Consider the following 21,237-nt stretch of genomic DNA (forward strand, 5'->3'; position numbering starts at 1 on the left):
GGAACGCGGCATGCATGATACATCCCGGACGGCCGGTGCGGTTCTCGAAGCGGAGGAGCTCTCGCTGTTCCTGCGGGCGGGACACGGCGCCCAGCTGAAGATCGTCGACGGCGTCAGCTTTTCGATCGCACGGGGCGAATTCTACGCGCTCGTGGGCGAAAGCGGCTCGGGCAAGACCGTGATTGCCCGCTCGCTGATGCGGCTCTTCCCGCCGAACACGCTGCGCATGGAAGGTCGTCTCGTTCTGGACGGCGTCGACCTGACTACGGCGCCTGCGAACCGCGTGCAGCAGATGCGGGGCCGCAGCGTCAGCATGATCTTCCAGGAGCCGATGACGTCGCTCAACCCGTTGATGACGGTGGAGCGGCAGATCGACGAGGCGATCGCCGTCGCAGGCGGACTGGGCAGGCGCGAACGTCGCGAGCGGGTCGTCGAGCTGCTGGCGGACGTCCAGTTCGCGAATCCCGAAAGCGTGAGGGGCATGTATCCCCACGAGCTCAGCGGCGGCATGCGGCAGCGCGCGATGATCGCGATGGCGCTCGCCAACAATCCCTCCCTGCTGATCGCCGACGAACCGACGACCGCCCTCGACGTGACGATCCAGCAGGAGATCCTGCAGTTGCTGCTGCGGCTGCGCGATCAGCACGGGCTGTCGATCCTGTTCATCTCGCACGATCTTTCGCTGGTGCGCCGCTTCGCCGATCGCATCGGCGTCCTCTATGGCGGGGTGCTCATGGAAACGGGCCCGGCGCATGGGCTGATCGATCACCCGACGCATCCCTATTCGCGCGCATTGATCGGCTGCATCCCGCGCCGGCGCGAAGCCGGCAGACGGCAGGCCGGCATCGAAGGTCTGGTGCCGGGCGTCGCCGACTGGTTCGACGGCTGCCGTTTTGCCCCGCGCTGCCCGCGCGTGGGCGAGGATTGCCGGCACGGCCGGATCGAGATGACATCCACCCGGCCCGCCCAGACCGCGCGATGCCTGTATCCGCTATGACAGTCCCTTCGGCCCCCGTCCTGCGCGCCGAGCATATCGGCAAGACCTACCAGGGGCGCAGCAGGCTGTTCGCCCAGGGGACCGGCGTCACGGCTCTCACCGACGTCTCCTTCGAAGTGCGACCGGGAGAGATCCTCGGCATCGTCGGGGAATCGGGCTGCGGGAAATCGACCCTGGCGCGCATCATCGTCGGGCTGGAACAGGCGAGCGTCGGCCGCCTCGTCACAGGCGACGCCACGCTCGTCGACGTGGCCGAGGGCGTCTTCGTTCCGCCGGCGGCGCGGCGCATCCAGATGGTGTTCCAGGACCCGTATTCGTCGCTCAACCCGAGGATGAAGGTGGGCGATGTCGTCAGCGAGGGACTGAGGATCGCCGGCGAGACGAATCGAGGACTTCTGGCCGACCGCGTGGCCGAGATGCTGCGGCTCGTCGGGCTGCCGGCCGAGGCAGCCTCTCGCTATCCGTTCCAGTTCAGCGGCGGCCAGCGGCAGCGGATCGGCATCGCCCGCGCGCTGATCACCGAGCCGCGCATCCTGATCGCGGACGAAGCAGTTTCCGCGCTCGACGTCTCGGTTCAGATGCAGATCCTGAACCTGCTGCTCGATATCCGGGATCGACTCCGGATTGCCGTGCTGTTCATCAGCCATGACATCGGGGTCATCGAATATCTTTGCGACAAGGTCATTGTTCTCGCGCAAGGCAAGATAGTCGAATCCGGTGCTGCTGGCGCGGTAATCTCAGAACCTTCTCATGCCTACACGAAGAAGCTCATCGAGGCCGTGCCCAGAATCCAGGATTGAATTGCGTAACACATCGCCAACACATTGACCCATGTCGGAGGACCGAAGATGATTGACTGCCGAAAGCCTTCGCTTCGAATGGCCGTTCTCGCCGCCGCACTCGCATCGGCCTTTTCGGCATCCGCTCAGACGGACAATGACACGCTCGTTGTCACGACCACGGACACGTTGGTCACGCGGCATCCCTATGCCGAAAGCAGCGCGCAAATGTATTCTGTATGGTGCCAAGTCTACGGCTGCCTTGGTCGCTACAACTATGCCGCGCGCAAATTCGAGGGCTTGCTTGCCGAGCGCTGGGAGCAGCTCGACGACCTGACCTGGCGCTTTCACCTCCGGCGCGATCTCATCCGGCATGATGGCGGCCCCGGCCCGACGACCGCGGACGTCCTGCATTCCTACAATCAGGTCATGACCGATCCGCAAAGCCAGGGACGCTTCTATCTGTCCAGCGTCAAGGAAATCAGGCGGGTCGACGACCACGCCTTCGATGTCATCACGAAAGAACCCGCCTCGTCTCTGCTCGGCCAGCTCTTCGACAAGTTCACGATCACGAGCGAGGAGATCTTCAAGAAAGAGGGCGGCGTCGCCAGCTACAACACCGCACCGATCGGCTGGGGCCCCTACAAGCTCCGCAATTTCGCGATCAGCGAGCGCATCACGCTGGACCGCAACGAGGCTTATCCGGCAAAGGTCGAGACCGCGCCGCGCACGGTCGTCTTCCGCCGTATCCAGGAGCCGGACCAGCGCGTCACCGCCCTGCTCAACGGCGAAGTCCACATCGCCCGGCTCATTCCCCCGCAGCTCGTCGGCCGGCTCGACAACGTTCCGGCCGTGGAGGTGCGGCGCGCGCCTTCCAACGAGCCGATGTTCATCGGTTTCAATGCAAAGATTAAGCCGTGGGACGATCCCCGCGTGCGCCGAGCCGCCGCGATGGCGATCAACAAGGACATCATCATCCAGCGCATTCTGTTCGGCATGGCCAGTCGGCTCGACGGCCCGGTCGGGACCGAGCAGGTCTGCTACACCGCCCCGATTGCGAACAAGACGCCCTACGACGTGCAGGGCGCACGCAAGCTGCTGGCGGAGGCCGGCTACGCCAATGGCGGCCCGGCGGTCGACTTCTACACCGCGGCTGGACGCTACATTTCCGACCGGCAGGTCGGCGAGGCGATCACCCAGATGTTGAACCAGGCTGGTTTCAAGGTCACGCTGCACACTCCGGAGTTCGCAAGCCTGTGGGCGAATGTGCGAACCGGGAAAGCGCCGATGTACTATATGGGCCGCGGGCTGGCGCTCGAGCCGTCGGAGTGGCTGTCCCAGTATTTCGAAACGGGCGTCACGCCGCGCATCAGCTACTCCAATCCGCAGCTCGACGCCCTGTTCGACAGAGAGAGGAAGACCTTCGCCTTCGAAGAGCGCTGCAAGATCATCCGGGACATCAGCCAGCTCATCGACACCGAGGCGCCAGCCATCTTCCTGTGGAATCACCAATACGTCAGCGGCGTCCGCAAGAGCGTCCGCTTCGTGCCCGACGCTTCGGGAGAACTCTGGCTGCCGGATGTCGGCCTATGAGACGCCCCGATACGTTCCAATTGCACTACAAGGATTGTGAGCTCATGAACGAGGATCTCATCCGGAAGCCGTCACGGCGGACCGTATTGCAGGTGGCCGCCACCTCTCTGCTGGCCTCGTCGGCCCTGCCCAGGCCCGGCGCGGCGCAGACCAGGGCGTTGACGATCACGACGACCGGCATCCTGAACAATGCGAATCCGTACGCGCATTCCAGCATTCATCTCTATTACATCTGGAGCCAGGTCTACGGCAGCCTGGGTCGCTACAATTACGGCCGCAAGGCCTATGAGGGCGTGCTCGCCGAGAGCTGGGAGGTCGTGGAGCCGACGCGCTGGCGGTTCAGGCTGCGCAGCGATCTCAAACGCCATGATGGCGGCCCCGGCCCGACGGCACGGGACGTCGTGCATTCGTGGCGGCGCATCCTCAGCGACGCTGCCAGCCAGCAGGCGTTCTATCTGACCGAAGTCGAGAAATTCGAGGCGGTGGACGATCGCACGGTGGATATCGTGACGAAGCGGCCGGTTGCGCAGCTTCTCTCGTTCCTTTTCGACCGCTTCGTCGTGACGAGCGCGGACCTCTACGAGAAACATGGTGGCGATGCCGACAAGATCGCGGCCTTCGGCTGGGGACCCTACAAGCTGGAGCGCTTCGACATCGACCGCAGCGTCATCGTGGCCCGCAATCCCTTCTGGCCGAACATGCCCGCGGCAGCGCCCGAGACGGTGGTTTACCGGCTGATCCTCGAGCCCGAGCAGCGTGTGACGGCGCTGCTCAACAACGAGGTCCAGATCGCCCGGCTGATCCCCCCGCAACTGGTCGATCGCTTGAAGTCCAATAGCGGCGTCAGGCAAATCGAGACCGGCTCGCTGGAGTGGATGTTCCTCGGGGTGAACACCGCCATAAAGCCTTTCGACGACCCGCGCGTGCGGCGGGCCGTCGCCCATGCGATCGACGCCGACCTGATCATCAAGCGGCTCCTGTTCGGCCTCGCCGACCGCATGCAGGGCGCCATCGGCAATTTCCAGGACTGTTTCGGCCCCAGCGCGAACCGCCCGGCCTACGATCCGGGCCGGGCCAAGGCGCTGCTGGCGGAGGCGGGCTTCCCGAACGGTTTCGACGTCGAATTCTCGACGGCAAACGGGCGTTACGTCTCCGATCGTCAGATCGGCGAAGCGCTTGCGCAGATGCTGCGTCAGGTCGGCATCAGGGCCAAGCTGAACACCCCGGATTACGCCAACTTCACCAATGATATCCGGCAGGGCAAGCTGCCGCTCTACTATACCGGCCGGGCTGCGAGCAACGACCAGATCGAGGCGCTGGCGCAGTACTTCGAGACGGGCGGCTCGCGGCGAACCAACTATTCCGACCCGGAGGCGGACCGCCTGTTCAAGGACGTCCGCTCGGCCTTCGACGTCGAGAAGCAGTGCGCGCTCCAGCGGACGCTGAGCGACAAGCTCTCGCAGGACTCGCCCGTCGTCTTCCTCTGGACACACCGCCTGGTGAACGGCGTGCGCACCAATGTCGATTGGCCGGCCGACGCGACCGGCGAGCCGTGGCTGACCGACATATCAGTCCGTTAGTGGGCCTTCACCGTATCCGGCGCCACGCTTGCGGCCTGATCCGCAGCGTTTCGCGGCACGCAGACCATACCATCCGGCCGATGAAGCCGGCACGCGATCGAGGACCTGATGAGCAACAGACAAAGCGCGCTCGAACGCGCGCGAGGCTATATCGACGACGGCAGCTTCCTGCAGCGCCTGACGCGGCTGGTGGCCTATCAGACGGAAAGCTACCCCCCCGGCCGCAAGAAGGAATTGGAGCACTACTGCGCCGAGGGCCTCGGGCCGATCGTCTCAACGCTCGGCTTCGAAACCGAAATCCTGCCGAACCCTCTCGACGAGCATGGGCCTGTCCTGATCGCCTCTCGTCACGAGGGCGCCGGTCTGCCGACGCTGCTGATCTACGGGCACGGCGACGTCGTGAGAGCGATGCCCGAGCGCTGGAGATCGGATCTGGATCCGTGGATCCTCAAGGTCGAGGGCGATCGCGTCTACGGCCGCGGCGTCGTGGACAACAAGGGGCAGCACCTTCTGGCGATCGAGGCGCTGCGCGCTGTTCTGGAGGAACGGGGATCGCTCGGCTTCAATGTGAAGATATTCGTCGAGACCGGCGAGGAAGCGGGCTCCCCGGGGTTGAAGCGCTTCCTGGAACTTCACCGGGAGCGCTGCGCGGCCGACGTTTTCATCGGGCTCGACGGTCCCCGTCAAAGCATGTCGGTGCCGGATATCACGCTCGGAACGCGCGGCGGGCTGGCGCTGGACCTCGTCGTCAACCTGCGGGAGGGCTCGCACCATTCGGGACACTGGGGCGGACTGCTCAAGGATCCGACCGTCATCCTGGCCCATGCGATCTCGGCCATCATCTCGCGGGACGGCCGCATTCTGGTGCCCGGCTGGACGCCTGCCTCGGTGCCCGCTTCGGTGACTCAGGCCAGCCGGGCGGTCGTGATCGACGACGCGCCGGGTGCGCTGAAGCCGGACGAGGGATGGGGCGAGCCCGGCCTGACCCGTCCGGAGAAGATCTATGCATGGAGCAGCGCGATCGTGCTGGCTTCCATCAGCGGACAGCCTGAGGCTCCCGTTCCCGCCGTTCCCGGCTTCGCCAAAGCGCGCATACAGTTGCGGCACACCGTCGACGTCGCCGCCGAGGATGTGGCGCCTGCGTTGCGGCGACACCTGGACAAGCTGGGCTTTACGGAGGTCGAGGTCGTCCCGGTGGTCGAGCGCGACATGTTCCCGCCCTCGAGAACCGACCCGGAAGACGTCTGGGTACGCCGGATCGCGGATTCCATGACGGAGACGGTCGGGCATGCCCCGAACATTATCCCGAACATCGGCGCCTCCGGCCCGTCCGAATTCTTCCGGAAGACGCTGGGCGTCCCCGTCCTGTGGATCCCGCATTCCTATGGCGGCTGCGGCCAGCACGGGCCCGACGAGCATGGCCTGATTCCGCTTTTCCGGGACGGTCTTGGCATCATGGCCGGGGTGTTCTGGGACATCGGTCTCAGCCCCGCTGCACGCGCGGAGGCCTGATGGTCTTCGCTGTGATCGCAGACAGACTGACGATTGCCTCAGGTCGGCTTTGAGACTAGATCGTCTTCGAGCGAAGTGGAATCCGGTTCGCTCGAAGACAATATGCTTGAACAACAAGCTAGTGCAATTCCGAAATTCGGATGATTGCGGAACTGCTCCAGCTGGAAAAAGCTGCCGCACATGATTGAGATGGCATTGCATCACCGCGCGCCCGAGGCTGGAGCCGACATGCCGCAACCGTCTTCGCTCAAGGTCGTGCAGGATACCCTCAGCCTGCGCGATCGGACCACGGCAGTCCTACGCAATGCTATCCTGACGATGCGGTTCAAGCCCGGTCAGCGCATCGTCGAGCGGCAGCTCTGCGTCGAGACGGGGGTCAGCAGAACCTGCATTCGCGAATCGATGCGGCATCTTGAGGCGGAGGGTCTCGTAAGGCGCGAGCACAACAAAGGCATCTTTGTATCGAGCATCACGCCGACGGAGGCGGCCGAGATTTACGAGGTGCGCAAGATCCTCGAGCCGAAGATGATGGAAAAGATGATCGGCAACATCGACCCGCTGTTCGTTCAAACCATGAACACTGCGCTGCGGCGAGCTGAATCGTGCATAAAGCTGCCAATGGAATACGTTGCAGTGATCGGAGATGTCATTAAAATTCTCTGGAGCGGCTACAACAATGATACTGCAAAGAACCTCCTGAGCTCAATTTTTGACCGGATTTCCTACATCCGGATCATTCTAAGTTTTTCAACGACCGCCGAGCAGAAGATTGAGACTATTAAGATTCTCGAAGGTGTAATTGATGCCATCGGCCGGCGCGATACTGTTGCCGCACAGGAACGGTACATTCATTATCTCTCTCGTGCGCAGGATACAGTGATCCAAATCATCGAATCGAATACCGAGGCTGACACCTTATGGCCTGCCGTCGGCTGAATCTTGAAGAAGCGGTCGAACTTTTTTCCAGTTCCGGGGGCACGGGCGGAGCGCGCAGTGGCAGGACCTAGCCGGCCAGATGCCTTGCCTGCTCCGATTCTTCGGATGAATCACATTGACGTCAGGCAAAATAGCTTTATTGAGAACAGTTCTTTACATATGTTTCCGTCAGTTCTAAGATACAGTATTTAACACTGAAATAATCTGATCTATTTTTTCATTTTGTTTTAAGAGTCGCGGTGCTCGCTCGTTAAATTCGTTCACACATTGTTCAATCGTCGATCTTGAGGTCCGCGCCTTTTCTCTGAGCTATACATAGCGACACGCAAATCACTCTCGCTTTCTACGGGGCGGGAAAGGCCGGCTCTTTCCAACTGGTTCACCGCACTCACGACGGATGGGCCGACCGCCTTGACCAGCGACCAAGCACGATCTGCGAAATGCCGCCCTGAAGATACAGCGCCCATAGATAGGGCCACATTCCTATAATGCGCCTTGCTCCGCGAGCAGCTCCTTGATCTGGTCCCAGGCGCGCCGATTGATGGTCTGAACGAGAAGCCGACGTTCCAAGCTCCGGAATAGAACGAGTATCTGCCCTCGTCATCCAGCCTCGTCCGGCGCTCCCTGCCGGGACTTACCCAAAGCCCGGCCCCGTTCTTCTTCATCATCTGTCGTCCTCTCGCCGCCGCCGAATCCGGTTCGCGTATCTACCAAGCTATTCGGAACATTCAGCTTTATTGAAGCCCGGCGCCGAGGTCTCCTCATCTGAAACCGAAACGGCGGCCTCGTGCCAAAACGCTGGAGCAGCATGGTTGACAATGCTCCATTCGCCAATAACTTAGCTAGTATAGCTAAGTTATTGGCCCTCGGCGCGAAATGTAGGATGGATAGGTCCTGCGCCGCCAATCGGCCCAGCCCCTGGCTTTCACACAGCGCTGAATACGCGCCTCGTTGAACGATTGTAATTGAAACAAGAATTGATCGGGAGGAGCGCATGAAAAAATTAATATCCGCCGCTATCGGATCAGTTCTATGGCTTGGCCTGACTGCGACAGGCGTCACTTCTCAGGAGAATAGGACATACTTTGCACTCGGACCGGCGCGTGCGGTCTACGCCACTCCTGCAAGTTCGGCCAGGATTGCCTTTCTCGTCATCCATCGAACGGCCGATTTCACCACCCATATCGCGTGCCAGGAGTTGCCGAAGCGCGGCTTCGCGGCGCTGTGCATGAGCACCCGCTTCACGAACAATGAATTCCAGGTGGATTGGGACCGCGTCGCCCTCGACGTGAAAGCAGGAGTCGAGTTCCTGAGGAAACAGGCCGGGATCGAGAAAGTCATCCTCTTCGGCCACAGCGGCGGCGGGCCGACCACGAGTTTCTTCCAGGCGGTCGCGGAAAACGGACTCGCCTTCTGTCAAGATCCCAAGAAGATCCTACCATGTCGCGACGACCTCGCCGGTCTGCCGAAAGCCGATGCGCTTGTTCTCGCAGACGCGCATCCAGGCGTGCCGGTCATCCTCCTGCGCAGCCTGAACGGCTCCGTGATAGACGAAACGCCCGGCCGATTCGACCCTGCGCTCGATCCGTATAATCCCGCCAACGGCTATAGCCCTGCCGGATCATCCTCTTATTCGGAAGACTTTCAGAAGCGCTATTTCGCGGCGCAATCGGCGCGCATGAATGCGCTCATCGAGTCGGCACGATCGCGGCTCAAGGCCATCCGGGAGGCGCGCGGTCCTTATCCGGACAACGACCTTTTTGCGATTCCGCATGGCGGCAATCCCGGTGCGGGCCCTGGTGGCGCATCCCAGCTCCACAGCCTCGACACATCGATCGCTTTACGGAAAACCCGCGAGCCGCAGAAGCTGCTGCGCAATGACGGTTCGATCGTGAGAGAGATCGTCACCTCGGTGAGTCCTCCCGAGCTTGAAACCAAGGACTCGACGATGCGCTTCAATACCGGCACGAAGATACTGTCCTTGCAGTCCTTCCTGGGCACGCAAGCTGTCCGTTCCAGCAATTCCCTGGATGGCATCGATCACTGCAGCAGCAACAATTCCACTGTCTGTGCCGTTCGATCGATCCGTGTGCCATTGCTGATCGCCGGCATGGGAGGGTACCTCTTCATTCGTGATTCCGAAGAGGAATACGAGAATGCCGCGAGCGTCGATAAGGACCTTATCTTTATCGAAGGCGCTACGCATGGCTTCACCCCATGCGTAACCTGCGCGAGCACTCCCAATGCCTACGGCAACAGCCTGCGCAATTTCTTCGATTATGTAAAGAAATGGGTCGACGACCGGAAATTTTAAATAGCAGGAAAACTTATGGCTGAAGCAATTCTTCCGCTGGGGCGCTGCAGAACGGCCCCGCCCGGCGGTCGAAGAATGAAGCGTCGGGGAAAGAGCGTTTCGTGACGGGTCCGCGTCTCAAGCCGCGCCATGGCGAAGGCGTTTGTCGACAGCCAGCAGCGCCATGCTCGCCGTGATCGCGAAGGCCACGATCAGGAGCGTCAGGGCCATGATCACGTCCGTGTCGTGCAGCCCGATGGCTTGCATGAGAAGAAACCCGATGCCGCGCTGGGACGCGAACATCTCGCCGAGCAAGGTGCCGATCAGCGTCAGGGAGAAACCCAGCCGTAGCCCGGTGAAGATCTCCGGCCGGGCCGCGGGCAGGAGCACCGTCCACGCGCTTTGCCAGCGGTTCAGGCGCAATGCGCGGGACGTCCGGCCGAGCACCGGGGGAAGGTTGCGCAAGGCGCCGAGGGTGAAGATCGCGATCGGCATGATCCCGTGGATCGCGCCGAACGCGATCTTGGAAGGCATCCCGATGCCGAAGATCAGCAGGACGATGGGGTAGAGGGTGATCTTCGGCAGGGAGTAGAAGGATACCAGCAAGGGCTCTCCCACCTCCCCGGCGAGCCGGCTCATGCCGAGGCAGAATCCGAGGCCGACCCCGACGACCACGGCGATGCCGAGCGCGAGGGCGAAGGCCCGCATCGTCTCGGCCAGATGGGCCGTGAAGCCCTCCGAGGCGATCAGGGCGGCCGCCTTGCACAGCGTGTCGAGCGGAGGCCGCAGGGCCAGGTCCCCGATCGCCCAATAGGCCAGCTGCCAGAGCGCGATCAGTGCGAGGATGACGAGGAGGTTGTTCCTGGCGCTCGTCATCACGACCGGCTCCTGCGGCTCAAGAGGCGCTTTTCCCAGGCGTAGAAGAGACCGTTGACGGTTCCGGCCACGAGCAGGACGAACAGGATCAGCGGATACATGATCTCGTTCTCGAAGTTGTTGTAGGCGAAGACGATCTCGTGCCCGATGCCGACGCGGGACATGATGAACTCGGCTCCGATCACCCCGATGAAGGAGTAGGAGACCGCGAGCTTGACGCCCGTCGCGAGATAGGGCCCCGCATGGGGCAGGTAGATGCGCCTGGCGGCTTCCAGCGGGCTCATGCCGTAGACCGCCGCCGTCTTGTGCAGCACGCGCGGGATGCGGTCCAGCGCGTTGATCGTGTTCACCACGACCGCGACGACCGCGAGCATGAAGCCGATGACGACCTGGGGCGCCTCCCCCACGCCGAAGATGGCGATCATCAGCGGATAGAACGCATAGACCGGCACGGCGTAATAGGCCGTGAAGAACGGCGCCATCGCGTCGGCCACGGCGCGCGAGCGCTGGACCGCGACCCCTACCGCGCTGCCGACGACGATCGCCGAGGCGCAGGCGATCGCGATCTTGCCCAATGTCTGGGCGATCGCGGGCTGGACGCGACCGGAAAGCAGCAGGCGCCAGAGCCCGGCGACCATCTCGCTCGGAGGCGGCGCCACGAAACGCGCGATGACGCCGGTGCGGGTGAGGAGTTCCAGCGCCAGGACGATCGCTGCAATCAGTGCGAGCCTTATGGCTGTCGCCCGCTTCATGTCAGCCGGCCTTCTGCGAGAGCGCCGACATCGACTCGTCGCGCAGGCGGGTCCAGAGCCTCGCGGTGATCTCGCCGAAGCGCGGATCCGCGACGACGCGGCTGTCGCGATCCTTGCCCCAGGGCGTTTCGACGAGGTCGATGATCCTGCCCGGACGGGCCGACATGACGCCCACACGGTCGGCGAGCATCGCAGCCTCGTCCAAGGCATGGGTGATGAGCAGCACCGTCGCCCCGGTTTCCCGCCAGAGCTTGAGGAGTTCCTCGCCCATGATCAGGCGCGTCTGCTGGTCGAGCGCCCCGAAAGGCTCGTCGAGCAGGATCAGGCGCGGGCGCTGGACGAGGGTCCGGGCGATGCAGACCCTCTGGCGCATGCCGCCGGAGAGCTGGGCGGGATAGGCGGCGGCGAAGTCGCGCAGCCCCATGAAGGCCAGGGTGTCGTCGACCCGGCGCTTGACCTCGGCCGCGCCGAGCCCGGCCCGCCGGATGCCGAAGGCGACGTTGTCCGCGACGGTCAGCCAGGCGAAGGAGGCGTCCTCCTGGAAAACGACGCCCACTCCCTCGGGGACGGTCCGGCCGTCGAGCGGCCGCCCCTCGAAGGTGGCGGTGCCGTCCGTGGCGGGCGAGAGCCCGGCCACGATGTCGAACAATGTCGACTTGCCGCAGCCCGACGGGCCGACGACGGCGAAGAACTCTCCCCTGCGCAGGTCGAGGTCGATGGGTCCCAGGGCATTGACCCGGGTCCTGGGATCGGTTCCGAAGATCCGGGTCACTCCGCGCAATCCGATATGGACGGCGGCGTCGGTCGCCGCGACGTTCATTTCAGGACGCGCTCGCCTTCGGGAAGGAAGCTCTCGTCGATCATCCGGCTCCAGTCGATGTCGCCATCCGCAGCTCCGACGAGGATCTGGGTCCGCCACATCTCCTTCAGCCCGACGAGATCGAACTTGCCCGTGCTCCAGTAGGGCAGCGCCCCCTTCGCGTCGTTCAGGTTCCTGACCGCCTGAAGCGCGACCGGCTGCTCCAGCTTGTAGACCTTCGCCACGATCGCCGCCGCCTCCTCCGGCCGCTCCTTCATGAAGGCGACGGCCTTCGCGCGGCCCGCGATGATCGCACGGAGGAAATCGCCGCGCTTGCCGGCCGCGGCCTGGGTCGTGACGCCGACGACGTTGCTCATCGGGGGGAAGAGCTCGCTGGCCGTCGCGATGACCCGGTATTTTTCGCGATACTTGGAGAGCAGCGGCTCCGTCGCCGGGGCCACGTCGATGGCGCCGAGGTCGAGCGCGACGAGGGCCTCGCCGAGCCCGCCGGTCATGACCAGCTCGACATCGGACGGCTTCAGGCCCGCCTTCTCCACGACCAGCATCGCGAGAGCCTGGCTGACGGATCGCGGGCTGGAATAGCCGAGCTTGCGGCCCTTGATGTCCGCGATCGTCTTGATGGGGGAATCGGTCTTCACCATCCAACCGAATTCGGAGACGGTCTGGACATTGTTGCTGATGATCTTCAAGGCCGCGCCCTGCCGGATCGCCGTCGCGACGGCGATGGGGCTCACCTCGGCATAGGCGATGTCCCCGGCCAGAAGGTTGCGCACGGTCGTGCCCCCGCCCTGCGAGGACAGGATTCCCGTGACCTTGCCTTCGAAGAAGCCCTTCTCCATCGCCACGGCGAAGGGCATGCCGCTGGCGGAGACGCCGTAGTTGCTGACGACGATCTCCTCGGCGCGCGCCGAGACCGCGCCGAGGGCGCATGCGGCCAGGGCCAGGGACAGGCATCGCCTGCGTAGTCTGCTCATGAAATGCATCTTTTCCTCCCAGAGTTTCTTGTTTGAAGGCTTGCCGGCCGGCGTCAGATCTGGTCCGACCAGTACTCCCAGATGCGGGCGATGACGGCTTCTGTCAGGTTGCTCCGGCTGGAAAGCTCGATCTCGCCGCTCGTCAGCGGCGACAGGGGCGCGATGCTTGCCGCCTGGAGCTGCAGCTCCGCGTTGAGCCGCAGGTGCACGGCGCGGAAAGTCAGCTCGCGGACCGAACGCCCGGCCACGGTGGCCCCGTGCCGGCGCATCGCGACCACCCAGTTGTCCGCCAGCGCCGCGGCGAGGGAGGTGGCCTGGTCCGGCGTGCGCACCAGCAGGTCCGTATCGCCGAATTCGTCGCGGCTGTCCCAGATGGGCACCCGCTGCCCGATCACCGCGCCGAGATGGCAGACCGGGACGATCTCGACGCCGGCGATGCAAAAGGCGACGACCGCGGGCGCGTGATTGTGACAGACGGACATGACATCCGGGCGCGCCTTGTAGATGGCGCTGTGGATCACCCGCTCGGCGTATAGTTTCGCGCCGGTATTGCGCACCGGGCGTCCCTCGAGATCGAGCTCGACCAGATCCGCCCTCTCCACCAGAGCCGGGCTGCGCGAGCGGGAGATGAAATAGCGTTCTGGGTCAAGCGGGTGGCGGGCGCTCACATGCCCGAATCCGTCCAGGACGCCTTCGCGCGCGAGAATCCGGTTGGCCGCGACCAGATCGTCCAGGACGTTTTCCACGTCCCCGTCGCGGCACGGCTCGTCCGCGCCAGCGTCAGAAGCGAGCGCTACGCTCATCTGCAACTTTCTCCTCCCCGAAGCCGATGGCGGCTCCGCATGGCCGGGCAGCGCCTGGGCGGGGCACAGATCGGCCGTGATCGTTCTTGTCGGCCCAATTTGCTCCCTCGCGAGAGGAGGCACAAAGGCTGTTTCCACCTGGCAGCCAGCGAAAAAACAGCTCGCCAGGGCCGCAGGTCATGTGGCATCGCTTCCCGGGCGCCGCATGCTCCACCAGTCCCGGCGCAACCTCTCAAAGGAAGGGCACCGATCGTGCGGTTCCGCCAACTCGAATGCTTCGAACGCGTGTGCGAGTTCGGGAGCATCACCCGGGCAGCAGCCTGTCTCAACGTCGCTCAGACCGCGCTGGGGCTCCAGATCCGGCAATTGGAGGACGAGATGGGGGTCCCCCTTCTGACCCGGACGAGCCGCGGCGTCCTTCCCACGGATGCCGGCAGGGTCTTCCTGGACTGGGTGCGGCGGACGCTCGACGGACGCCGGGACATAAAGGGCGCGCTCGCCGCGTTTCGCGACGACACGGCTCCCAGGACCGTGACGGTCGGCCTCACGCCGAGCCTTACCCTGCTCATGGGCGCGGACCTGGTTCAAGCGGTCGCGCGATCGCCGTTGAACGTGAGCCTCCGGCTCACCGAGGGCCTCAGCCACGTGATGGTGGCGAGTCTCCCCGCGGGCAAGATCGACCTGGCGTTCGCCTTCAAGCCCGAGACGGGCGGGTCCTATCGATGCTCGCCGCTATTGAGCGATTCCTTGTTCCTGGTGCGCGCCCCGTCCGACGACGGGCGCTCGGAAAGGACCGTATCGCTACGCGAAGCGCTGAGCGACCGCTTCGCGATGCCGGATCGCGAGGACGTCGTCCGCCGCATGGTCGAGGACAGCGCCTCCGCCGAAGGGCTGACCCTGGAGGTCGCTTACGAGGTGCATTCGCTCACCGCCATAAAGCAGCTGGTTTCGCGTGGCCTGGCCTCGGCCATCCTCCCGCTGGGAAGCGTCTACGACGACGTCGCCTCAGGGAGGCTGACGGCCTCACGCATCATGGACGCATCGCTCCAGAGGACCCTGTATGCGATCCGCGGCCACGATATCGACCCTACCGTAGACGCGCTCCTGGTCTCGACCTTCCTCTCCATTTACCGGGAAAATGCCGGCGCATGGGGGATGGGCGAGGTGTTGATGTTGGCCTAGGACCATCGGAGCTCGGTTTTCGCGCGGCGCTCCATCGGCCGGACGACCGCGGTCAGATCGTCGATCTCCACACCCTCGGATCTGGCGCGCCGGTATGCTTTCAGCGCGCTGCGGCAGGTGTCCACAAGCGCGCCGCCAGCCGCAGCCGGCTCGGCCAGGAACAGCTCCAGGTCCTTGATCACGACGTCCAGGCTCGCTCCGAAATCGAAGGAGCCGGACAGGACATGCGCCGGGAGCTTGCCCAGGGTCGCGCTGTTCTGGCCGCTTCCGTTGTTGATCACATCCAGCATCGCGTCGGCGGGCAATCCCGCCCTGGCGCCGACGACCATGGCCTCGCAGGCCGCCACGAGGTTGACGAGCGCGATCGCGTTGTTGACGAGCTTCAGCGTCTGGGCGCGCCCCGGCGCACCATCGACCGCGACGACCTTGCGGCTGTAGAGCGCGATCGCATCGCGGACCTGCGAGAGACATTCCGGCTCGCCCGAGACGATCGAGGTCAACTCGCCCGACCGCGCCTTCGGGGGACCTCCCGTCACCGGCGCATCGACCGTCTCGACGCCGTGGCGGCCCATCTCCGCGGCCAGCCCCGCGACGATGAGCGATCCGCTCGTCCCGAGATGGACATAGATCTTCCGCCGTCTGCCGTGCGCCAGCCCCGCCGGCCCCAGCAGCGCATCCCGATGGTGACGCTCGGCGGCCAGGCATGCGAAGACGATGTCGGCACCGTCACCCACCGCCCTCGGCGACGGCGCCGGCCGGATATCGGACGGCAAGCCGTCGAACCGCGCGGGATCTGGATCGAAAGCCAGGACTGGCCCCACCGCTGCCAGCCTCCTCGCGATGGGCGCGCCTAACGACCCCAGTCCGAGAAAGCCGATCGCCGGAGCCTGGTCGGAGCGCGCCATTTCAACCACCTCGAAGTTACCCGGTGCTGTTCACATCCGGTGCCTGAAAGCTTCAAGAATTTTTTTTTGCTTGCTGCGAGCGATGGATTGACGCCCGGCCTATCCTCTCCGACCTCCGCCATATCGCGTCCGACGCAACATCGGCCTCAGCGAGATCGATGGGATTGTTCAGGGACGAAGGCGGCATGTCTCCTTCCCGCAGGATGTGACGGCGTGTACAGATTTGGTTGCCTGCAGGGAGCTTAAAGGCCCTCGTCGGCTAAGTGTTTGATCCCGGTATTTGATGGTGCAGTCTTTTCGCAGAGCTGGAAGGATGCTCCTGGCCGCCAGCTGCCCTGGGGCGGCGTCGGCGACGTCAGAACGCTTCCGGGCACAGCCCGGCCAGCAACGAGCGCAACTCTGGCTTTTGCTCGAGGCCAAATCCCGGAGCATCGGTCGCGCGAACCTCGCCTCCGCCAAGCATACAGGCGGAAGGATATCCCCCGAAAGGCTGGAAGACGCCCGGATAGCACTCGCAGCCGCCGAGCCCGAGGCCGAGCACGATATGCAGGTTGATGAGATGCCCGCCATGGGGCACCGCTTGGCTTCGGCGGAAGCCATGTCGTTCCATCAGTGCGATCATGCGGGCATATTCGCCGAGACCGTAGCTCAACCCCGCATCCATCTGGAATAGATCCCGGCCGGGGCGCATTCCGCCGAAGAGCAGCAGGTTCTTCGCATCGGCGGCCGAGAACAGGTTCTCGCCGGTCGCGATCGCCCCGTCATAGCGCTCGGCGATGCGGCGGTTCAGGTCGAAGTCGAGCGGATCGCCGATTTCCTCGTACCAACGCAATCCGTAGGAGCTGATCGCCTGCGCATAGGCGAGCGCGGCATCGAGGTCGAAACGGCCGTTGGCATCGACCGCGAGCGCCCCGCCCTCGCCCGCCACCGTCAGGGCGGCCTCGATGCGGGCGACGTCCTCCGCGAGGGAAGCCCCGCCGATCTTCATCTTGAACGCCGTGAATCCGAGATCGCGATAGCCCGACAGTTCGTCGCGCAGCCGGCCTGCGCTATCGCCGGGGTAGTAATAGCCACCGGCGGCATAGGCGCTCGTGCTCGCAGCCGGTCCTGCCCGCCCGAAGGCCCGCGCGATCGCGACGCAGGCCGGCTCGTCGGCGAGCTTGGCGTTGAGATCCCAGATGGCCAGCTCGACCGCCGCGACCGCGCCGGCCCGGTCGCCATGGCCGCCGGGCTTCTCGTTGCGCATCGCGACCTTGACGACCTCGGCGGGATCGAAACGGCCGCCCGTCTCCTCGATCAGCATAGCGGGCTCCGCCGCCATCAATCGTGGCACGATGCGCTCGCGCAGGATTCCACCCTGCGAGAAGCGGCCGATCGAGTTGAAGGCGAAGCCGGCGACCGGCCGCCCGTTGCGGACCACGTCCGAGACGACGGCGACGAGCGAGACGTCGTGCTCCGCGAAGCTGACCACGGCGTTGGCGGCATCGCCTTGCAGGCGCACGGCGATGTCGCGGATGGCGGTGATGCGCATGCTGCTGCTTCAGCCGATGCGTCCTGCGGTGCCTCTCGGCCTCACTGCCCGGTGACACCGGCCTTCTTGATGACCGGTCCCCACTTGTCGAGCTCGGCCTGGAGATGCCTGCGCAGCGCGTCCGGCGTCGCACGCTCCGCCGAGACGGCTTCCGCACCGAGCTTGCCGAAGCTGTCGCGGACGCTCTTGTCCTTCAGGGCGGCGTCCAGCGTAGCGACCAGCTTGTCGATCACGGGTCTCGGCGTGCCCTTCGGCGCGAACAGCCCGTACCAGATCGAGAGGTCGAAGCCGGGCAGCCCCGCCTTGTCGGCGGTCGGCAGCTTCGGCAGCGCCTTGGCCGGCTCCTTGCCGGTGACGGCATAGGCCTTGATCGTGCCGGCCTCGACATTGGGGACGACGTTGACGATCTGGTCGCAGATGAAGTCGACCTGCTCGCCGATCAGATCGTTCATCGCCGGCCCGCTGCCGCGATAGGCCACCTGCGTCAGCTTGACGCCTGCCGCATCGGCGAAGAGCAGGCCGCACAGATGCGAGGCCGAGCCGACGCCGGCATGCGCGTAGGTCGTCTTGTCGGCGTTCTGCTTCACATAGGCGATGAGCTCGGCGAAGCTCTGGGGAGCGAGTTGCTTCCGCGCGACGAAGACCGAGGGCAGCTCGGCGACGAGGCCGATCGGCTCGAAATCCTTCATCACGTCGTATTTCAGGTTCGGGTAGAGGAACGGATTGGTCGCCTGGCTGACATGGATCAGCAGCAGCATATGCCCGTCCGGAGGCGCCGAAGCGACCCGCGCGCTGCCGATCGTGCCGCCCGCGCCGGCGATGTTCTCCACGACGACTTGCTGCTTGAGGGGGCCGCTCATCGCCTGCGCCAGGATGCGCGTCAGCGTGTCGCCGGGCCCGCCCGCGGCGTAGGGCATCACCATCGAGATCGGCTTGCTCGGGAAATCCTGCGCCAAGAGGGGCGGCGAGGCGGCGAGGACAAGGCCGGCGGCCAGACTGAGGATTGCAGCTTTCATGGTCGTTCTTCCCTGTGAGATGTCGATTGGCGGGACGCTCTTGCGGCGCCTTGCGATGCGGTCGGTTCGAAGAACTCAGGCCGCGGACCGTGCGGCGGCGGATGATTTCCCGAGCACCCGGTCGATCATCTCCCCGGCGAGGCCGAGATAGTTCGCCGGGTCGCAGCAGCGCTCGATCTCTTCGCGGCTGCCGAGCGCCTCCACCACTTCCGGTATGCCGGCGAGGATGTCGGCGAGGCGCCCGCCATGCTCGATCGCCTGCCGGCAGGCGCCGTAGACGACGTCATGCGCATGCTGGCGGCCGAGCCTGGGCGCCGCCGCCATCATCACCGCTTCGGCCACGATCAGCCCGCCGGTGAGGTCGAGATTGGCGCGCATGCGCTGCTCGTGGACGACGAGCCCGCCGAGCATGAAGTTCGCATTGGCGAGCGCGGAAGCCGTCAGCAGGAAGCTTTCCGGCAGGGCGATCCATTCCAGGTGCCAGGGCCCGGTCGCTCGCTCGAAATCATGGATCATGCCGTCAAGCATGGTCGCGACGTGCTGGCGCACGGCCTTGGCTGCCGCGAGGATGAGTTCGCTGGAGATCGGATTGCGCTTCTGCGGCATGGTCGAGGAGGCGCCGCGCCCCGGCACGAAGGGCTCGGAGACCTCGCCGAACTCCGTTGCCATCATCAGCATGACGTCGGTGGCGATCTTGGCGAGCGAGCCGGTGATCAGGCCGAGCAGCGAGACCGCCTCGGCGAGGCCGTCACGCGCGACATGCCAGGTGATCGCGGGCTGGCCGAGCCCGAGCTCCTCGCAGAACAGGCGCTGCATCTCGAGCCCACCCGCACCGACCGAGGCAAGCGTCCCGGCCGCGCCCGAGAATTCGCCGACCAGTACGCGCGGCCTGAGCTGCCGAAGGCGCTCCTGGTGCCGCTCGATGCCGGAGAGCCAGATCGCCGCCTTGTAGCCGAAGGTGATCGGCAGGGCCTGCTGCAGATGCGTGCGCCCCGCCATCGGAGTGTCGCGGTACTTGGCCGCGAGACCGGCCAGATTCGTCGCGAGCGTGGCCAGATCGCGCTCGACGAGATCGAGGGCTGCGCGCAGCTGCAGCACGTTCGCCGTATCCATGATGTCCTGGGTGGTCGCGCCCCAATGGACGAAGCCCCCGGCCTCGCCGGCTGCCTCGGAAAGCTGGTGCACCAGCGGCAGGATCGGATAGCCGACGATCTCGGTTTCGCGCCGCAGCCGGTCGAAATCCACGACGAGATTGCGCCCGGCTTCGTCGATCGCGGTGGCGGCACGGGCGGGAATGGCACCGCAACGGGCCTGGGCGCGGGCGAGCGCGCGCTCGGCTTCGATATAGCGGGCGACCAGGGCGTCGTCCGCGAAGACGGCCCGCATCTCGGCCGTGCCGAACATGTCGCGGAACAGCCGCGAGTCGAAAACGGTGCTGGTCACGAGCTTTCCCGAGCTTATTTGTCCGTACATTTATACATGTACGGACAAATCTGCGCTGTCAATAGGCTGCGCCTGGTTCCGGGACCACTCGGGATCGTAGAAGTTGGCTTGGGGGTCAGCCGCCCTCGGCATCGCGCCGACGCAGCCGCATTTCGTAGCTGAAGCGGTCGCCGGGATGGAGGCTGAACGTCGTGATGAAGGCGACGCCATTGGCGTCGACGTAGCGCCGCGTGATTTCGAGGGCGTGATCGCCGACGGCGGCCACCAGAGCGGCTGCGGCCACTTCGGTCAAACCGGCGGCACGGATGGTCTGCCTGATCTCGCTGACCCGCCGCCCGCGCCGCTCCTCGATCAAAGCGGCAAGCGCGTGGCGATAGCCGGGCAGTTCCTCGCGGATGAGAGCGGCATATTCATTGTCGATGTAGACGTCCGTCCAGCAGATCGGAGCCGCCGTCTCGTCGTCGGTGCTGACGCGGATGGTCGAGATGTGGAGCCAGCGCCCTCCGGGGCGCGATTGCAGCCGTCCGGCCAGTTGATCGTCCGCGACGATGTCGTTGATCTCCAGGACCCGTCGCTCGGTCGCATCAGCGTACTGCAAGAGGTCGTCGAAGGTGCCGAGAGACTGATTGTAGCCGGCGCCGGCGGAAGGCGGGCGTCGAGCCTCCACCCGCGTCCCTGCCCCCCTGCGCCGGCTGATGATGCCGAGCTGCTGTAATTGCAGCAGCGCCGCCCGCACAGTGGACCGGCTGACCTTGTGCAGCTCGGCCAGTTCGGGCTCCGGCGGCAACAGGTCGCCGACGGGATATTCGCCCTTGGCAATCTGATCCAGGAGCGTGGTGGCCAGCAACAGATAGCGCGGGCTCAAATCGAAGGTTCCGTTCTCTTTGCGGTGCGATCAATCGATCCCGTTTCGTGCAAAATCGCGGCAAATGCCAGCCGTGTTTTCCGGGAAGCGTTCGCGGGTAGAGAGAGACAGACGCCGAGGGAAACCAGTATCGCCGGCTCAAGACTTAGCGCGACGACGGTCAGACGCGTCCGACTTCGGCGCTTCGCGATGTGCTGGGGATTTCCGAGCCGCAAGGGAGCTTCACGTCGACGGCTCCGGCATTTCCTCGCAAATTTAACACTGGCGTCATTTTTGCCGAGCGCTTCCTGAGATGCGACAGCGGCGGACCCGCATTACGGCATCCGCTCCCAAGCCGCGCCGTCGCGCCGTGATTGATGAGCAAACCTCATAGACCTTAT

At 64.7% G+C, this 21,237-nt stretch carries 18 protein-coding genes; 8 read left to right on the top strand and 10 right to left on the bottom strand.

Translation table 11 applies throughout. The annotated features are described in order from the left end of the window. The first annotated feature begins 10 nt into the window (after positions 1-10). The 7 genes from Q0Q36_RS17225 (at position 11) to Q0Q36_RS17255 (ending at position 9,711) form a co-directional block, all read left to right on the top strand. A complete protein-coding gene (locus Q0Q36_RS17225) occupies positions 11-997 on the top strand; it encodes an ABC transporter ATP-binding protein (RefSeq protein ID WP_293799666.1) in 987 nt (328 codons plus the stop codon). Further along, positions 925-1,797: an ABC transporter ATP-binding protein gene (locus Q0Q36_RS17230; RefSeq protein ID WP_293799669.1), complete on the top strand. Its 873-nt coding sequence runs from the start codon at positions 925-927 to the stop codon at positions 1,795-1,797. The genes Q0Q36_RS17225 and Q0Q36_RS17230 overlap by 73 nt, the downstream gene beginning before the upstream one ends. Before the next feature lie 207 nt (positions 1,798-2,004). Continuing rightward, positions 2,005-3,369: an ABC transporter substrate-binding protein gene (locus tag Q0Q36_RS17235; RefSeq protein ID WP_293799672.1), complete on the top strand. Its 1,365-nt coding sequence runs from the start codon at positions 2,005-2,007 to the stop codon at positions 3,367-3,369. A 44-nt stretch (positions 3,370-3,413) separates the two neighbouring features. Continuing rightward, positions 3,414-4,949, top strand: a complete 1,536-nt coding sequence (locus Q0Q36_RS17240; RefSeq protein WP_293799675.1) for an ABC transporter substrate-binding protein — start codon at positions 3,414-3,416, stop codon at positions 4,947-4,949. A gap of 108 nt (positions 4,950-5,057) precedes the next feature. Beyond that, positions 5,058-6,461: a M20/M25/M40 family metallo-hydrolase gene (locus tag Q0Q36_RS17245; protein ID WP_293799677.1), complete on the top strand. Its 1,404-nt coding sequence runs from the start codon at positions 5,058-5,060 to the stop codon at positions 6,459-6,461. Between the two features lie 180 nt (positions 6,462-6,641). Next, a complete protein-coding gene (locus Q0Q36_RS17250) occupies positions 6,642-7,397 on the top strand; it encodes a GntR family transcriptional regulator (protein ID WP_293799680.1) in 756 nt (251 codons plus the stop codon). A gap of 994 nt (positions 7,398-8,391) precedes the next feature. Next, positions 8,392-9,711 carry a hypothetical protein gene (locus Q0Q36_RS17255; protein WP_293799683.1) on the top strand — a complete coding sequence of 440 codons (1,320 nt, stop codon included), beginning with the start codon at positions 8,392-8,394 and terminating at the stop codon, positions 9,709-9,711. 117 nt (positions 9,712-9,828) lie between these two features. On the opposite strand, the gene Q0Q36_RS17260 is transcribed toward Q0Q36_RS17255, so the two are convergent. Genes Q0Q36_RS17260 through Q0Q36_RS17280 form a run of 5 tightly spaced genes read right to left on the bottom strand, consistent with a single transcriptional unit; the run spans position 9,829 to position 13,915 of the window. Next, positions 9,829-10,566: an ABC transporter permease gene (locus tag Q0Q36_RS17260; RefSeq protein WP_293799685.1), complete on the bottom strand. Its 738-nt coding sequence runs from the start codon at positions 10,564-10,566 to the stop codon at positions 9,829-9,831. Beyond that, the gene (locus tag Q0Q36_RS17265) at positions 10,566-11,318 is read right to left on the bottom strand and encodes an ABC transporter permease (protein WP_293799687.1); all 753 of its coding nucleotides are present in this window, start codon (positions 11,316-11,318) and stop codon (positions 10,566-10,568) included. Before Q0Q36_RS17265 ends, Q0Q36_RS17260 begins: the two co-directional genes overlap by 1 nt. 1 nt (position 11,319) lies before the next feature. Then, positions 11,320-12,090: an ABC transporter ATP-binding protein gene (locus Q0Q36_RS17270; protein ID WP_293799689.1), complete on the bottom strand. Its 771-nt coding sequence runs from the start codon at positions 12,088-12,090 to the stop codon at positions 11,320-11,322. Between the two features lie 44 nt (positions 12,091-12,134). After that, positions 12,135-13,112: an ABC transporter substrate-binding protein gene (locus Q0Q36_RS17275; RefSeq protein WP_293799692.1), complete on the bottom strand. Its 978-nt coding sequence runs from the start codon at positions 13,110-13,112 to the stop codon at positions 12,135-12,137. Positions 13,113-13,165: 53 nt separating this feature from the next. Continuing rightward, positions 13,166-13,915 carry a class II aldolase/adducin family protein gene (locus Q0Q36_RS17280; protein WP_293799695.1) on the bottom strand — a complete coding sequence of 250 codons (750 nt, stop codon included), beginning with the start codon at positions 13,913-13,915 and terminating at the stop codon, positions 13,166-13,168. A 252-nt stretch (positions 13,916-14,167) separates the two neighbouring features. Between Q0Q36_RS17280 and Q0Q36_RS17285 the strand changes: the two genes are divergently transcribed. Then, positions 14,168-15,097, top strand: coding sequence for a LysR family transcriptional regulator (locus Q0Q36_RS17285; protein ID WP_293799698.1), 930 nt, complete (start codon positions 14,168-14,170; stop codon positions 15,095-15,097). Here the strand turns inward: Q0Q36_RS17285 and Q0Q36_RS17290 are convergent. The 5 genes from Q0Q36_RS17290 to Q0Q36_RS17310 all read right to left on the bottom strand — a co-directional run bounded on the left by Q0Q36_RS17290 (position 15,094) and on the right by Q0Q36_RS17310 (position 20,857). After that, positions 15,094-16,002, bottom strand: coding sequence for an NAD(P)-dependent oxidoreductase (locus Q0Q36_RS17290; protein WP_293799701.1), 909 nt, complete (start codon positions 16,000-16,002; stop codon positions 15,094-15,096). The genes Q0Q36_RS17285 and Q0Q36_RS17290 overlap by 4 nt on opposite strands. A 355-nt stretch (positions 16,003-16,357) precedes the next feature. Then, positions 16,358-17,533 (bottom strand): enolase C-terminal domain-like protein, encoded by a 1,176-nt coding sequence (locus tag Q0Q36_RS17295; protein WP_293799704.1) that lies wholly within the window; start codon positions 17,531-17,533, stop codon positions 16,358-16,360. A 41-nt stretch (positions 17,534-17,574) separates the two neighbouring features. Then, a complete protein-coding gene (locus tag Q0Q36_RS17300) occupies positions 17,575-18,549 on the bottom strand; it encodes a tripartite tricarboxylate transporter substrate-binding protein (RefSeq protein ID WP_293799707.1) in 975 nt (324 codons plus the stop codon). A gap of 75 nt (positions 18,550-18,624) precedes the next feature. Continuing rightward, positions 18,625-19,953: an adenylosuccinate lyase family protein gene (locus Q0Q36_RS17305; RefSeq protein ID WP_293799741.1), complete on the bottom strand. Its 1,329-nt coding sequence runs from the start codon at positions 19,951-19,953 to the stop codon at positions 18,625-18,627. Positions 19,954-20,107: 154 nt separating this feature from the next. After that, the gene (locus Q0Q36_RS17310; RefSeq protein WP_293799710.1) at positions 20,108-20,857 is read right to left on the bottom strand and encodes a GntR family transcriptional regulator; all 750 of its coding nucleotides are present in this window, start codon (positions 20,855-20,857) and stop codon (positions 20,108-20,110) included. Positions 20,858-21,237: the final 380 nt, after the last annotated feature.

Source organism: uncultured Allobosea sp., from assembly GCF_945957345.1.
Lineage (GTDB): Bacteria > Pseudomonadota > Alphaproteobacteria > Rhizobiales > Beijerinckiaceae > Allobosea.

What these genes read in the sequence shown, in the direction of transcription:
- Q0Q36_RS17225 (WP_293799666.1), top strand. Translation starts at nt 11, where the DNA reads ATGCATGATACATCCCGGACGGCCGGTGCGGTTCTCGAAGCGGAGGAG.
- Q0Q36_RS17235 (WP_293799672.1), top strand. Translation starts at nt 2,005, where the DNA reads ATGTATTCTGTATGGTGCCAAGTCTACGGCTGCCTTGGTCGCTACAAC.
- Q0Q36_RS17240 (WP_293799675.1), top strand. Translation starts at nt 3,414, where the DNA reads ATGAACGAGGATCTCATCCGGAAGCCGTCACGGCGGACCGTATTGCAG.
- Q0Q36_RS17245 (WP_293799677.1), top strand. Translation starts at nt 5,058, where the DNA reads ATGAGCAACAGACAAAGCGCGCTCGAACGCGCGCGAGGCTATATCGAC.
- Q0Q36_RS17250 (WP_293799680.1), top strand. Translation starts at nt 6,642, where the DNA reads ATGATTGAGATGGCATTGCATCACCGCGCGCCCGAGGCTGGAGCCGAC.
- Q0Q36_RS17255 (WP_293799683.1), top strand. Translation starts at nt 8,392, where the DNA reads ATGAAAAAATTAATATCCGCCGCTATCGGATCAGTTCTATGGCTTGGC.
- Q0Q36_RS17260 (WP_293799685.1), bottom strand. Translation starts at nt 10,566, where the DNA reads ATGACGAGCGCCAGGAACAACCTCCTCGTCATCCTCGCACTGATCGCG.
- Q0Q36_RS17265 (WP_293799687.1), bottom strand. Translation starts at nt 11,318, where the DNA reads ATGAAGCGGGCGACAGCCATAAGGCTCGCACTGATTGCAGCGATCGTC.
- Q0Q36_RS17275 (WP_293799692.1), bottom strand. Translation starts at nt 13,112, where the DNA reads ATGAGCAGACTACGCAGGCGATGCCTGTCCCTGGCCCTGGCCGCATGC.
- Q0Q36_RS17280 (WP_293799695.1), bottom strand. Translation starts at nt 13,915, where the DNA reads ATGAGCGTAGCGCTCGCTTCTGACGCTGGCGCGGACGAGCCGTGCCGC.
- Q0Q36_RS17290 (WP_293799701.1), bottom strand. Translation starts at nt 16,002, where the DNA reads ATGGCGCGCTCCGACCAGGCTCCGGCGATCGGCTTTCTCGGACTGGGG.
- Q0Q36_RS17295 (WP_293799704.1), bottom strand. Translation starts at nt 17,533, where the DNA reads ATGCGCATCACCGCCATCCGCGACATCGCCGTGCGCCTGCAAGGCGAT.
- Q0Q36_RS17300 (WP_293799707.1), bottom strand. Translation starts at nt 18,549, where the DNA reads ATGAAAGCTGCAATCCTCAGTCTGGCCGCCGGCCTTGTCCTCGCCGCC.
- Q0Q36_RS17305 (WP_293799741.1), bottom strand. Translation starts at nt 19,953, where the DNA reads ATGTTCGGCACGGCCGAGATGCGGGCCGTCTTCGCGGACGACGCCCTG.